The organism is Ornithinimicrobium faecis, assembly GCF_023923225.1.
Taxonomy (GTDB): domain Bacteria; phylum Actinomycetota; class Actinomycetes; order Actinomycetales; family Dermatophilaceae; genus Ornithinicoccus; species Ornithinicoccus faecis.
This window is the reverse complement of the sequence record NZ_CP099489.1, coordinates 4,499,734-4,512,531: the sequence shown is the minus strand read 5'-3', so window position 1 is coordinate 4,512,531 and position 12,798 is coordinate 4,499,734. Positions and strand designations below refer to the sequence as shown.

At 69.1% G+C, this 12,798-nt stretch carries 13 protein-coding genes; 8 read left to right on the top strand and 5 right to left on the bottom strand.

What is annotated here, in order from left to right:
• Positions 1 to 123 precede the first annotated feature (123 nt).
• Positions 124 to 1,143 carry an RNA polymerase sigma factor SigJ gene (gene sigJ, locus NF556_RS20805; RefSeq protein WP_252593226.1) on the top strand — a complete coding sequence of 340 codons (1,020 nt, stop codon included), beginning with the start codon at positions 124 to 126 and terminating at the stop codon, positions 1,141 to 1,143.
• Between the two features lie 98 nt (positions 1,144 to 1,241).
• Entirely contained in the window at positions 1,242 to 2,471 is a 1,230-nt protein-coding gene (locus NF556_RS20800; RefSeq protein WP_252593224.1) for a TerC family protein, read from the top strand.
• 25 nt (positions 2,472 to 2,496) lie between these two features.
• Here the strand turns inward: NF556_RS20800 and NF556_RS20795 are convergent, their stop codons facing one another.
• Complete coding sequence (locus tag NF556_RS20795; protein WP_252593222.1) at positions 2,497 to 3,501, bottom strand: phosphotransferase enzyme family protein; 1,005 nt, start codon at positions 3,499 to 3,501, stop codon at positions 2,497 to 2,499.
• 84 nt (positions 3,502 to 3,585) lie between these two features.
• A complete protein-coding gene (locus tag NF556_RS20790) occupies positions 3,586 to 3,957 on the bottom strand; it encodes a VOC family protein (protein ID WP_252593220.1) in 372 nt (123 codons plus the stop codon).
• Between the two features lie 105 nt (positions 3,958 to 4,062).
• Between NF556_RS20790 and NF556_RS20785 the strand changes: the two genes are divergently transcribed.
• From NF556_RS20785 to NF556_RS20770, 4 genes are all read left to right on the top strand, one after another.
• Complete coding sequence (locus NF556_RS20785) at positions 4,063 to 6,222, top strand: heavy metal translocating P-type ATPase (protein ID WP_252593218.1); 2,160 nt, start codon at positions 4,063 to 4,065, stop codon at positions 6,220 to 6,222.
• A 234-nt stretch (positions 6,223 to 6,456) separates the two neighbouring features.
• On the top strand, positions 6,457 to 6,876 hold the full coding sequence (locus tag NF556_RS20780; protein ID WP_252593215.1) for a YciI family protein: 420 nt from the start codon (positions 6,457 to 6,459) through the stop codon (positions 6,874 to 6,876).
• 5 nt (positions 6,877 to 6,881) lie between these two features.
• Positions 6,882 to 7,475, top strand: coding sequence for a dihydrofolate reductase family protein (locus NF556_RS20775; protein ID WP_252595879.1), 594 nt, complete (start codon positions 6,882 to 6,884; stop codon positions 7,473 to 7,475).
• A gap of 14 nt (positions 7,476 to 7,489) precedes the next feature.
• Positions 7,490 to 8,629, top strand: a complete 1,140-nt coding sequence (locus NF556_RS20770) for an RNA polymerase sigma factor (protein ID WP_425607056.1) — start codon at positions 7,490 to 7,492, stop codon at positions 8,627 to 8,629.
• Positions 8,630 to 8,669: 40 nt separating this feature from the next.
• On the opposite strand, the gene NF556_RS20765 is transcribed toward NF556_RS20770, so the two are convergent.
• Positions 8,670 to 9,260 (bottom strand): GNAT family N-acetyltransferase, encoded by a 591-nt coding sequence (locus NF556_RS20765; RefSeq protein WP_252593210.1) that lies wholly within the window; start codon positions 9,258 to 9,260, stop codon positions 8,670 to 8,672.
• 298 nt (positions 9,261 to 9,558) lie between these two features.
• Between NF556_RS20765 and NF556_RS20760 the strand changes: the two genes are divergently transcribed.
• Together NF556_RS20760 and NF556_RS20755 are read left to right on the top strand one after the other, a co-directional pair.
• Positions 9,559 to 10,323, top strand: a complete 765-nt coding sequence (locus NF556_RS20760) for a class I SAM-dependent DNA methyltransferase (protein WP_252593207.1) — start codon at positions 9,559 to 9,561, stop codon at positions 10,321 to 10,323.
• 132 nt (positions 10,324 to 10,455) lie between these two features.
• Entirely contained in the window at positions 10,456 to 11,166 is a 711-nt protein-coding gene (locus NF556_RS20755; RefSeq protein WP_252593205.1) for a helix-turn-helix transcriptional regulator, read from the top strand.
• Between the two features lie 73 nt (positions 11,167 to 11,239).
• On the opposite strand, the gene fdxA is transcribed toward NF556_RS20755, so the two are convergent.
• Together fdxA and NF556_RS20745 are read right to left on the bottom strand one after the other, a co-directional pair.
• Positions 11,240 to 11,584: a ferredoxin gene (gene fdxA, locus NF556_RS20750; RefSeq protein ID WP_252593203.1), complete on the bottom strand. Its 345-nt coding sequence runs from the start codon at positions 11,582 to 11,584 to the stop codon at positions 11,240 to 11,242.
• 42 nt (positions 11,585 to 11,626) lie between these two features.
• Positions 11,627 to 12,736, bottom strand: a complete 1,110-nt coding sequence (locus NF556_RS20745) for a DNA glycosylase AlkZ-like family protein (RefSeq protein ID WP_252593201.1) — start codon at positions 12,734 to 12,736, stop codon at positions 11,627 to 11,629.
• Positions 12,737 to 12,798 lie beyond the last annotated feature (62 nt).

The window sequence follows — 12,798 nt, the reverse complement described above, 5'->3', positions numbered from 1 at the left end:
CTTGGGACGAGACAACGGCCAGCCCTGTGACACCGGGCCGCGGTCAGGATCCGGTGTCGGGCACCGCCGAAGTCACAGTCGCCGCCGATGTCACAGATCAGGGGGCCGCCTCGTCTCAGGGGCATGGCGGAGACGACTTTCTGGAGGCAGGGCCCGACTGTCGGGCGGCAGACCGGGGCGCAAGTGATGGACGCCCAGCGGTTCGAGGAGCTGCGGCCACTGCTGTTCTCGATCTCCTATCGGATCCTGGGCAGCGTGGGCGAGGCCGAGGATGCGGTGCAGGAGACGTGGTTGCGCTACGCGGGGACGGACACCGAGCCGGAGTCGTTGAAGGCCTATCTGTCGACCGTGGTCTCGAGGATCTCGATCGACGTCCTGCGCTCGGCCCGGGTGCGGCGGGAGGCCTATGTCGGCCCGTGGTTCCCCGAGCCGCTGCCCACGGACACCCTGCAAACCCAGCCGTATGCCGAGCCCGCGGACTCCGCGGAGCTCGCCGACTCCGTGTCGATGGCGGCGCTGCTGCTGCTCGAGCGCCTCAGCCCTCTCGAGCGCGCTGTCTTCGTGCTGCGTGAGGTCTTCGACTTTGGGTTTGCTGAGATCGCCGAGACGATCGAGCGGTCCGAGCCCGCCGCCCGCCAGCTGGCGGCTCGTGCCCGTCGCCACATGCGGGACGGACGGCCCCGTTTCGAGGTTGACCGGCGCAAGCGGCTCGACCTCGCGGACAGGTTCTTCGATGCCCTGCGAGAGGGCAACCTCGAGGCCCTCCAGGGTCTGCTGGCCGCCGATGTCGAGACGGTGAACGACGCTGGCGGGAAGGGTGGCGGCGAGGGAGGGCGCTTCGGTGCCGAGCGAGCCGCCCGCATCCTGGTGGCGACCGTCCCACCGCTGCTCGCCAGCGGTGCGTCGCTGGAGCCGCGTGAGTTCAACGGCTGGCCCGGAGCGATCCTGCGGGACTCCGAGGGCAAGGTCGTCGGCACCTGGGTCCTGGACATTCTGGACGGGCACATCCAGGCGATCCGCTCGATCACCAACCCCGACAAGCTCAGCCATCTTGGCCCGACCGGGGACGTGCGTGCCATGACCGCCGAGCGCAGCCGCTGGCGCCGCCGCGCCCGGGAGGCCACCGAGCAGGAGGACGACTGATCTGGGGCCCGCCGGGTGAGCGCTGATATCGCTCGCGGGGCCGGTCACCGATAGATTTAAGGGGTGCTGCCCGCCCCACTGAGTGCTCAAGCCCGCTGATGCAGGTCTCCACCACGGTCTGGATCCTCACCCTCCTGGGGATCATCGGCCTGCTCGCCTACGACTTCTTCTTCCACGTGCGCAAGGCGCACATCCCGACGCTGCGCGAGTCCGCGATCTGGTCGGCTGCCTATGTCGGCATCGCCCTGCTGTTCGGTGTCGGGGTCTGGGTGTTTGCCGGCAGCGACCCGGGGACGGAGTACTTCGCCGGCTACGTCACCGAGAAGGCCCTGTCGGTCGACAACCTGTTTGTCTTCCTCATCATCATGGGCAGTTTCGCGGTGCCGCGGGCCAACCAGCAGAAGGTGCTGCTGTTCGGGATCGTCTTTGCGCTGATCTCACGCACGGTGTTCATCTTCCTGGGGGCTGCCGCGATCGACCGGTTCGCCTGGGTCTTCTACGTTTTCGGTCTGATCCTGCTGCTCACTGCGGGCAACATGCTCAAGCCGGACGACGAGGACTCAGAGGGCGAGAACTTCGTGGTGCGGCTGATCCGCAAGGTCATCCCCACGAGCGAGGGCTACGACGAGGACAAGCTGTTCACGGTCGAGAACGGCAAGCGTCTGATGACGCCGATGATGGTGGTCATGCTCGCCATCGGCGGCACGGACATCCTGTTTGCTATCGACTCGATCCCCGCGATCTTTGGCCTCACGCAGAGCACCTACATCGTGTTCACGGCGACGGCTTTCTCCCTGCTGGGGCTGCGGCAGCTCTACTTCCTGATCGACGGGCTGCTGGACCGCCTGATCTACCTGTCCTTCGGACTGGCGGCCATCCTGGGCTTCATCGGCGTCAAGCTGATCCTGCACGCCCTGGCCGAGAACACCCTGCCCTTCATCAACGACGGCGAGCACGTGCCGGTGGTGGAGGTCAGCACGGGGATGTCGCTGGTCGTCATCATCGGTGTCCTGGTCATCACGGTGGTCGCCTCCCTGGTGAGCCCGGCCGGCAAGGCCAAGAACGCCGTCGGCAACGCCCGTCGGCACGCGACGCAGTATCTCGACATTGGCTACTGGGGCGACCCGGACGCCCGGGAGAAGAGTTACGGCGCCCTCGAGGAGGAGATCAAGACCATCAAGGCGCTGCCGGAGAAGCACCGCGCGCGGATCCGCAACGAGCGTGAGTTCCTGGAACTGCTCGAGGCGGCCGAGCAGGAGCACGCGAGGGCAGCCCGGGGCGAGGCGCCGGCCGAGACACCCACCGACGAGCCCCCGTCGGGACGCTGAACCGCCCCACCTGTCGTTCGGGGGCTCAGCTCCCGGGCAGTTCCCGGGTGAAGTGCCCGGTCTCGAGCCAGTGCTGCAACCGGTCGACGGCCGTGGGCAGATAGGTCCTGGCCATCTCGCGGAACTGCGCGGTCGTGCTCTTGACGATGTCGTTGGCCAGGAGCAGCTGTCGTGAGGCGATGATGGCCTCGAAGTGTTCTGGGCTGACGTCCGGGAGCGGGGCGACCGTCGCATAGCCCTCCCGCAGCGCTTCCTCTGACCCCGGGGCGCCGCCGCGCAGATAGAAGGTGCTGATCGCCAGGTCCAGCGTCGGCACCCCCAGCCCGCAGTCATCGAAGTCGAAGACTGCGAGTCGGCCATCGCGCCACTTGAGGTTGCCGCCGTGCAGGTCGGCATGCAGGGCGATGACCTGGTCGCTGGCACCGACGCGGGCAAAGGCGTCGGCTGTGATGCACGCGGTCCGCCCGAGCACCTCCCGCTGTCCGGCCTCCAGATCGGCGACCGCCAGGTGATCCGGTGCGCCGAACAGGGGCTCGTCGAACAGCGGCAGCGTCGCACCGTCCGGCAGGCGCCACGACCGTGCTTGCCGGTGCAGGTGGGCCATCGTCCGACCGAGCTCGTGGGCGACCTGCGGAGAGGGCGTGCCGACGTCGGGTCCCTCGAGCCAGCTCGCGCAGGTCACCAGCAGCTCGCGCCCGAGGGCGTCGGAGTCGACGGCGGCACACCACTGGCCGTCTGTCGTCCGCCGCGGTGTGGCCACGTGCACCGGGGTCTCCTCGGCAATGGCCAGTTGCCAGGCCTGCTGGGTGGCGATCTCGCGCCGCGGGCTGGTGGAGCTGGTGTTGACCCGCAGTGCGAACCTCTCCCCGACGACCGTCTCGACGGCGTATGTCGTGTTGTAGGCGTGCAGGTGCACGTCCAGCCTGCGCGGCTCCAGTCCGAAGGCGGTGGCTGCCGCCGCCGCGACAGGGCGCAGCGCCTCCGCCTGCTGCTCGTCGCTGAGCTCGCCATACGTCGTGCTGGTCGTCATGCAGTCCCCAAGTCCCTGTGCCGTGGTGTCCTCGGCACTGTATGACGACGAGACTGGGTCCGCCGACTGAGTTTCGGGTGGCGGTCAGGTCTCGGGCGCCGGCGCGTGGGGGCCGGACACGCAGAACTGATTGCCCTGCGGATCGGCCAGCGTCACCCAGCGGAAGTGCTCGTCTCCGCGTCGTTCCACCAGGGTGGCCCCGGAGGCGAGGAGGCGCTCCACCTCGGTGTCCAGACCGCCGCTGGCGGTCAGATCCAGGTGCAGGCGGTTCTTGCCGGGGGTGACCTCCTCGACCTTCTGAAAGGCGAGCCAGACCGGGAGGGTGCCGCCTCGCACGATCACGAACCAGCCCTCGTTGGTCTCGGCGACCTCGGCCCCGGTCTGCTCGGCCCACCATCTGGCGAGCGCCTCGGCGTCGGTCGTGTCGGTCGTGATCATGCCCACTGTGAGAGTCATGTCGTCACGCTAGGGGCGAGCACTGACATCGCGGTGGACAGGCGGAATAGCAGGTGGGTGCTACGCTTCCATATACCCCCTTAGGGTATACAAAAGGAGCGAGTGATGACGCAGGGAGCGCACGGCCACGGTGACCACAAGGGCCACGCCGGGACAAGCAACGACCACCACGCAGGCCACGACGTAAGCCGCGAGGGTCACGGCACGCACGACGGTCACGAAGGCCCTGCCGGACAGGGTGGCCACAGCGAACATGGCGGTCACGGTGGTCATGGTGGCCACAGCGGACACGGCGATCACGTCGCGATGTTCCGCAGGCTGTTCTGGATCATGCTCGCGCTCGCGGTGCCAACGGTCCTGACCAGCCCAATGTTCGCCGACCTGCTCGGCTATGACCTGCCGGACGTGCCGGGGATCGGCTGGGTCGCGCCAGTCCTGGGCACGGTGATGTTTGTCTGGGGTGGCAAGCCGTTCTACACCGGCGCGATCGAGGAGATCCGCACCCGCAAGCCCGGCATGATGCTGCTGATCGGCATGGCCATCACGGTGGCCTTCGTCGCCTCCCTGGCGGCCAGCCTCGGGCTCATCTCCCACGAGCTGGAGTTCTGGTGGGAGCTCGCGCTCCTGGTCGTGATAATGCTGCTCGGTCACTGGATCGAGATGCGCTCGCTGGCGCAGACCTCCTCTGCGCTGGACTCGCTGGCCGCGCTCCTGCCCGATGAGGCCGAGCGCGTCGAGGGTGGAACGACCGTCACGGTGGCGCCCTCCGACCTCGCCGTGGACGACGTGGTCGTGGTGCGACCCGGTGGGCGAGTCCCCGCCGACGGGGTCGTGGTCCAGGGGGCGGCTGCCATGGACGAGTCGATGATCACCGGGGAGTCGGCGGCCGTGCGGCGCTCAGAGGGTGACCAGGTGGTGGCTGGCACCGTGGCCACCGACTCCGGTCTCCGCGTGCAGGTCTCGGCCGTGGGAGACAACACGGCCCTCGCCGGCATCCGCCGACTCGTGGAGCAGGCGCAGGGGTCCTCCAGCCGTGCCCAGCGTCTCGCCGACAAGGCGGCTGCCTGGCTGTTCTGGTATGCCCTGGCGGCGGCGATCATCGCCGCGATCGTGTGGCTGTTGATCAGCGACCCGGGCACCACGCTGGAGCGCGTCATCACCGTCCTGGTCATAGCCTGTCCCCACGCCCTGGGGCTGGCGATCCCGCTGGTGGTCTCGATCACCACCGAGCGTGCGGCCCGCGGCGGCGTGCTGGTCAAGGACCGCCTGGCGCTGGAGCAGATGCGCGCGGTCGACACGGTCCTGTTCGACAAGACCGGCACCCTGACCCGTGGCGAGCCGGCCGTCGGTTCCCTGCACGGCGCAGGCGGTATGCCGACAGCCGAGTTGCTCTCCCTGGCTGCGGCTGCGGAGGCGGACAGTGAGCACCCCCTGGCCCGGGCGATCGTGCGCGCCGCCCGCGACCAAGACCTGGAGGTGCCAGCAGCCACGGACTTCAGTGCCTCACCGGCCGTCGGTGTGACGGCCACGGTCAACGGCTCCACCGTCCGTGTGGGTGGCCCCTACCTGCTCGAGGAGGAGGGCCTGAGTGCGCTGCCGGAGAGCGAGCCGTGGGCTGCAGACGGGGCCACGGTGCTGCACGTCGTCCGCGACGGTGAGCTCATCGGTGCCCTCTCCGTCTCCGACGAGGTCCGGCCGGAGTCGCGCCAGGCCGTGGACGCCCTGCACCAGCTGGGCCTGCAGGTCGTGATGATCACCGGCGATGCCGAGCCAGTGGCCCACGCTGTCGCCGCTGACCTGGGGATCGACGAGGTGTTTGCCGGGGTGCGGCCAGAACACAAGGCCGACAAGGTCGCCGAGCTGCAGGACCGCGGTCGGACCGTGGCCATGGTCGGCGACGGCGTCAACGATGCCCCCGCTTTGGCCCGCGCAGACGTCGGCATCGCGATCGGTGCCGGCACCGACGTGGCCATCGCCTCCGCTGGCGTGATCCTCGCCAGTGATGACCCGCGGTCGGTCCTGTCGATCATCCAGCTCTCCCGTGCCGCCTATCGCAAGATGACGCAGAACCTGTGGTGGGCAGCGGGTTACAACCTGATCTCCGTCCCGCTCGCCGCTGGCGTCCTGGCACCGGTCGGCTTCGTCATGCCGATGGCTGTCGGTGCCGTGCTCATGTCGCTGTCCACCGTCATCGTCGCGCTGAATGCCCAGACCCTGCGCCGACTCGACCTCAGCCCCGAGGCCAGCGTGCGGGAACTCACCTGAGCCACCGTCACTAGGGTGTTGCGTGGAGGGAAGGGGACGCCGATGTCCACTGGCGGAGTGCTGATCGTGGGCGCCCTCGGCTGCATCGGCTTTGTGGTGTGGCTCAGCCAGGACGCCCGGAACTTCGGCATCGGACTCTGAGGGATATTCGACAGCGATGTCGAGAACGGTTGACCGGCTCCGTCCCAGGGGTGAGGGTGGCCAGAAGGACCACCCCGGACCAAGGAGATCGTCATGGCCAAGTACCTGCTCCTCAAGCACTACCGCCGCAACTCGGGCCCGGAGAACCTGCCGAGCGCGGATGTCCTGATGGACCAGTGGTCCCAGGAGGAGATCGACGCTCACATGCAGTTCATGAACGACTTCGCCGACCGGCTGCGTGAGACCGGCGAGTTCGTGGACGGGCAGGCGCTCGCGCAGGGCGGCACCTTCGTCCGCTACGACGGCCCGGGCAAGCCACCGGTGACCGACGGACCCTTCGCCGAGACCAAGGACCTCATCGCGGGCTGGATGGTGATCGATGTGGACAGCCAGGAGCGGGCCTATGAGGCGGCCGCTGAGCTGTCCGCGGCCCCCGGCAAGGGTGGCGCGCCGATCCACGAGTGGCTGGAGGTCCGCCCGTTCCTCGGTGAGACCCCCACCGTCACGGAGTGAGCGCCATGCCCGTCATCGTCAGCAACATCATCTCCCTCGACGGCAACTATGAGGGGCCCGACGGGAACCCGATGGGCCTGAACATGGACGGCGCCTTTGACGCCTACAACCTGGAGCGCATCTGCGCGGCAGGCACGGTGCTGCTCGGACGCCGTTCGTTCGAGATGTTCAGCGGCCACTGGCCCGGCGTGGCGGAGGCCCCCGCCGACCCGCAGGACCTGACTCTCAGTGCCGTCAACCGGGAGATGAGCAGGCGCTACAACGCCATCCCCAAGCTCGTGGCGAGCGATTCCTACGCGCCACCGGCGGACAACCCCTGGCACGACACCACCGAGGTGGTGTCCGGGGCCGACCTCGCCGACCGGGTGCGGACGGAGCGGGATCGCGGGGTCGGCGACGTGCTGATCTTTGGCAGTCGCGCCCTGTGGCACTCCCTGCTCGGCCAGGGGTTGGTTGACGAGCTGCACCTGATGATCAGCCCGGGTGCGCTCGGCGGCGGCACACCGGTGTTTGCCGACCCGTGTGACCTGACCCTGATCGACTCCCGGGGCTTCGAGGACTCCGGCAACGTGCTGCTCCGCTATGCGGCGCGGGCCTGAGCCCGGTGGGGTCGGTGGAGGGGGATCTCAGGACGCTCGCCCCGCAGGTGCTGGGTGTCCTCATCCGCCGCGGGGCTGACTTCGCGAGCGCGGAGGACGCCGTGCAGGAGGCCCTCATCGAGGCGCTCGGGCACTGGCCAGACCGTATGCCGAGTGAGCCCCGAGCGTGGCTCGTCACCGTGGCCTGGCGCAAGTATGTCGACGCGCACCGCTCGCAGACCGCTCGCCGGCGGCGGGAGGAGGCCGAGTTTGAGGCGCCGCTGCCCGGACCGACCGAACAGTCCGACGACACCCTCCAGCTGCTCTTCCTGTGCTGCCACCGCTCCCTCACGCCATCGTCGGCCGTGGCACTGACGCTGCGGGCCGTCGGTGGGCTCACCACACGGCAGATTGCGCAGGCCTATCTGGTGCCGGAGGCGACGATGGCCCAGCGGATCAGCCGGGCCAAGCGGATCGTGGCTGCCGAGGGTCTCTCCGGACGTGGCGACCTCGGACGGGTGCTACGGGTGCTCTATCTGATCTTCAACGAGGGCTACACCGGCGACGTCGACCTGGCGGCCGAGTCGATCCGACTGACCCGTGAGCTGACCGCGCAGACTGACGACCCAGAGGCCACCGGGCTGTTGGCGCTCCTACTGCTGCACCACGCCCGGCGGGCCTCACGCTTCCGGGACGACGGCGCCCTGGTGCCCCTCACCGAACAGGACCGAGGACGGTGGGACACCGATCTGATCAGGGAGGCGATCGGCATACTGCAGCCGACTCTGGCCCGAGATCGCCTGGGGGAGTTCCAGATCCAGGCCGCGATCGCGGCGCTGCACGCCGATGCACCGAGTGCCGGGGAGACCGACTGGGTGCAGATCGTCGAGTGGTATGACGAGCTCGCCGCCCTGACGGACAGCCCGGTCGTCGCCCTCAACCGGGCCGTTGCGGTGGGTGAGGCCGACGGGCCGCAGGCCGGGTTGCGTGCCCTGGGCGAGGTGCCGGCCGAGGTGCCGCGGCGCACGGCGGCGCAGGCCTACCTCCGGGAGCGGGCGGGGGAGGTTGCGCGAGCCGCCGACCTGTATGCGGAGGCTGCGCGGCAGGCGACCAGCGTCGCCGAACGGGACCACTTGACCCGCCAGGCCGCCCGGCTGCGCGACCGCGAAAAGTAGCGTAGGAACCCCGCGAAAGGTCGCGTGCGGCTGGTGACGGTTAGGCGACGGCTCGCAGATCTCGGTGCATGACGAGCCGGGGCATCTTGCTGGCCACCGCATCGGTGACCCCGATCTGCTCGAATCCCGCCCGCTCGAACATCGCCTTGGTGCCGACGAAGGCCATGGTGAGGTCCATCCGCTTCGGCGGGTCCACCGGGTAAGCCTCGATGGCGGGCGCCCCCTGCGCCTCGGCATACGCCACCGCGCCCTGGAGCATGTGCCCCGTGACGCCCTGCCGCCGGTGGCCGCCGCGCACGACCACGCAGATGATGCTCCAGACCGGCACGTCGTCCAGGGCCTGGTATTTCTTCGAGGCCATCATGATCGGGATCTCGGTGCGCGGGCTGATGCTGCACCAGCCGACCGGCAGACCGTCGCGGTAGGTCACCACTCCCGGGGCGTGCTCGCGACGCGTGAGACACCGCATCGCATCCTGCCGAGTGCCGCCGCCGCTGAGCTCCCGGATCTCGGGCGCAGGCAGGCGGTGGGACAGGCACCAGCAGTGGTTCTCGCGCCGGTTGGGGTTGACGATGTCCGCAAAGTCCTCGAAACGGTCCTCGGTCACTGGATGCGTCTCCCACGTGGTCATGCACCCAGCAAAGCACTGCCCTCTGACAGTGGTCCGTGCTGCGCCGTGGGGCTGCGACCACCGCGGTTCCGAGTGCTGACCAATCCCAACACCGAGCACGTGTGTCCGTGCCGCCGCTCGTTCGGCACGCCCTGGCCTGGTCCCCGCCAGCCGACCTGTCGGGCCTACCTGCCGATGTCCTGGGACACGGACTACGACCCGCCGCGTGCGTGGAAGCGCCAGACCGGGTGGCAGTGATCGCGGCCTGATCCGACAAACCGGTGGCCCTGCCGTGCGTTCCTCGCCGACGATGGCAGGCATGGACCTCACGAGACTGGACCACCTGACGCAGGACGACTTGTGGGACGCCCGGGCTGCCTCGGCATACGACACCCCGGGCCGGGGCATGGAGGCCCCCGAGGTGCTCGGGCCCACTGTCGACCGACTGGCCGAGCTGGCCGGTGACGGGGCGGCCCTGGAGTTTGCCGTCGGCACCGGTCGGGTCGCGATCCCGTTGGCCGAGCGTGGAGTGTCGGTGACGGGGATCGAGTTGTCCGCCCCGATGATCGGGCGGCTGCGCGAGAAGGTCGGTGAGCAGACGTTGCCCGTGGTGCACGGGGACATGGCGACCACCCGGGTGGAGGGCGAGTTCTCCCTCGTCTACCTGGTCTTCAACACCATTAGCAACCTGCTCACGCAAGACGAGCAGGTCGCCTGCTTCCGCAATGCTGCGGCGCACCTGCGACCCGGCGGCTGCTTCGTGGTGGAGCTGTGGGTGCCGGACCTGACGGGCTCGGCCGGTCGGGAGTCGGCGCGGGTCGGCGTGGCGCAGGACGGCTATGTCCTAGTGGACGTGCTTGACCCGGTCACGCAGCGCCTGACCTCACACCACTTCCGGTTCGACCAGGACGAGGATCGCCGGGCCGCCACCGTCAGCCGCACGCCGCACCGTTATGTCTGGCCTGCCGAACTCGACCTGATGGCACAACTTGCCGGGCTGCACCTGGAGTCGCGGCATGCGGACTGGGCGGGTGGGGAGTTCTTGGCCGACTCCGGCTCGCACGTCTCGGTCTATCGCCGCTGACTGGTAAGTGGCCTCATGAGTGCGGACAACGACCCTGGAGGGGCGTTGTCCGCACTCACGAGGCGCGGACTCCCGGCCCGGGCGAGCGTCGTGGGTCCGGGGCGGGGGTTTCCACAGAAGTATGCTGTGAAAATGCTTGGGCCCAACGTCACCGGTTCCGGGACGGGGTCGCGCTCGCGTGCAGGCCAGCGGCGCGCCGACCTGCTGGCAGCCATCGCGCAAGCCCCTGCAGGGTTGGGGATCAAGGCCCTGGCGGAGGCCACCGGCATCCACGAGAACACTGTGCGATTCCACCTGGACCGGCTCCTGGACGAGGGGCTCGTCGAGCGTCGCGCCGGCACGTCCACTGGCCCCGGCCGACCACCGCTCACTTTTGTGGCGCGGCAGGAGAGGCCAGGCCGGGACAACTACGAGCTGATCGCGCAGGTCCTGAGCGACTCCCTGAACAGCTCGGCACCGGACCCGGCCCGAGCAGCCCGCGAGGCAGGGCGGCAATGGGGTCGCTCCCGGATCCGTGACGGGGAGCGGGGCCGCACGCCAGCGGGAGGAGTCGCCAGGGGGCGCGGGGGCGATGCCGTGCTGGAGCGGCTCACCCACCTGCTGCGGGAGGCGGGCTTTGCGCCCGAGTTGGTGTCGGAGGATGCGGGGACGACCGTGCGGGTCCACCGCTGCCCGTTCCTGTCGCTCTCGCAGGACGACCAGGCGGTGCCGTGCGGCGTGCACCTCGGCCTGATGGAGGGGGCGCTGGAGGCGCAGGGCTCCACACTGCAGGTGACGCGACTGGAGCCGTTCGTGACGCCGTCACTGTGTGTCGCTCACCTTGAGGGCGCCACCGGAGGCTGACTGCCCGCGGCGCGGTCCCCGCGGTCGCTCTCCCCAGCACGTGCCACCCGGACCGCGCGTGTCCTCAGGTTCGTCAGTATCCCTGCGGTGGATTGCCAGCCACGAGCGGGGTGTCGACGCCCAGTGCGCCCAGTTTGGCCGCACCACCGGGAGAGACCAGGGGCTCGTCCCGTCCCGGCAGGGCCTGCTCGAAGAAGTCGGCGTTGTCCTGCAGATAGGGCGCGAACTCGTCCGGCAGGTCGTCCTCGTAGTAGATCGCCTCCACGGGGCACACGGGCTCGCAGGCGCCACAGTCGACGCACTCGTCCGGATGGATATAGAGGGCCCGCTCGCCCTCGTAGATGCAGTCCACGGGGCACTCATCGACGCAGGCACGATCCACGATGTCGATGCACGGCTGGGCGATCACATAGGTCACGGACGGGCCTCCTCACAGTTCCGAGACCAGTATTCACGGGATTTATCGTGAAAACAAGACGTCCAGTCCGAGCCAACGGGCCAGGGCCGTGATCTCCGCATCAACCTCGGCTCGGGCCGTCCGGCTCAGGCCGACGTCGTCGTGCACCGCATCGACCCGCAGCGTCCCGTGCTCGTGATCCGCGGTGGCGTCCACCTTGCCGACGAAGTGGTCACCGCGCAGGACCGGCAGGGCGAAATAGCCCCAGCGACGCTTGGCCACGGGCTTGTACATCTCGAGCTGATAGTCGAAGGCGAACAGATCGACCATCCGCTTGCGATCGAAGATCAGCCGGTCCAGCGGAGAGATCAGGACCGTCCGTCCCGCGAAGGGCTCACCGAGACGCGCCAACTGCTCAGGGTCGACGCGCCAGCGACCGCGGACCCCGTCGATCACGGCTTCCTCGCCGACGGGTCCGACCGAGTTGGGCTCCCCGGGCGTCTCGGTGGTTTTCTCCCGGGCGATGCCGAGCCCTGCGAGACGGCGCTGGGCGCGGATCGCGAGGGCCTCGTCGACGGGGAGGCTCGGACCGTCGGGATAGATCCGCTCTGCCAGGTCCCACAGCCGGTCACGTCCTTCTCGCCCGGCCACAGCCACATCGCCGCGTGCCTCCATCATCTCGATCAGCATCCGCACATTGCGGTTGTTGTTCCACCCGCTGGAGCGCCAGGGACGCACCGTCGTGTCGGGCAGATCGCGAACCGGCAGCGGGCCATCCGCCCGCAGCGTCTCCAGGATGTCCTGACGGCAGATCTCGTTGTCCTCGACCCACTCGGCCATGCTCTGCCGAAACGGCTCGACGTCACCCACCCCTGGCCAGGTCTGCATCGCCCGGCGGAACAACTCGAGGTCTGACCCGGGGCGCAACATGCCCTGGACCTCGATCAACCGCTGGCTCGCCACCGCCTCATCCAGATCGTCAGGGGAGTAGGCGGCACCTAGCCTGCTCCAGAACACCAGGTCGGCGTTGGGCGCCACGGTCGCCGTCAGGTCCACCTGGATCACGGCGAGCTGCCGGGCCACCTCGAGCAGGTCCGTCGGGCGAGGGGCATCCAGCAGTTGGGCGCGGACGGCGATGCGACGCGCCTCGCGCGGGGACAACTCGTGAATCATGGACGCCACGCTAGGCCGCATCCCGGACGATCCGGGGTCAACTCACCCTTAGGTATCACCCG

Excerpts from the sequence above, each read along its gene's own strand:
- sigJ (WP_252593226.1), top strand. The coding sequence starts at position 124 with ATGGCGGAGACGACTTTCTGGAGGCAGGGCCCGACTGTCGGGCGGCAG.
- NF556_RS20800 (WP_252593224.1), top strand. The coding sequence starts at position 1,242 with ATGCAGGTCTCCACCACGGTCTGGATCCTCACCCTCCTGGGGATCATC.
- NF556_RS20795 (WP_252593222.1), bottom strand. The coding sequence starts at position 3,501 with ATGACGACCAGCACGACGTATGGCGAGCTCAGCGACGAGCAGCAGGCG.
- NF556_RS20790 (WP_252593220.1), bottom strand. The coding sequence starts at position 3,957 with ATGACTCTCACAGTGGGCATGATCACGACCGACACGACCGACGCCGAG.
- NF556_RS20785 (WP_252593218.1), top strand. The coding sequence starts at position 4,063 with ATGACGCAGGGAGCGCACGGCCACGGTGACCACAAGGGCCACGCCGGG.
- NF556_RS20780 (WP_252593215.1), top strand. The coding sequence starts at position 6,457 with ATGGCCAAGTACCTGCTCCTCAAGCACTACCGCCGCAACTCGGGCCCG.
- NF556_RS20775 (WP_252595879.1), top strand. The coding sequence starts at position 6,882 with ATGCCCGTCATCGTCAGCAACATCATCTCCCTCGACGGCAACTATGAG.
- NF556_RS20765 (WP_252593210.1), bottom strand. The coding sequence starts at position 9,260 with ATGACCACGTGGGAGACGCATCCAGTGACCGAGGACCGTTTCGAGGAC.
- NF556_RS20760 (WP_252593207.1), top strand. The coding sequence starts at position 9,559 with ATGGACCTCACGAGACTGGACCACCTGACGCAGGACGACTTGTGGGAC.
- NF556_RS20755 (WP_252593205.1), top strand. The coding sequence starts at position 10,456 with ATGCTTGGGCCCAACGTCACCGGTTCCGGGACGGGGTCGCGCTCGCGT.
- NF556_RS20745 (WP_252593201.1), bottom strand. The coding sequence starts at position 12,736 with ATGATTCACGAGTTGTCCCCGCGCGAGGCGCGTCGCATCGCCGTCCGC.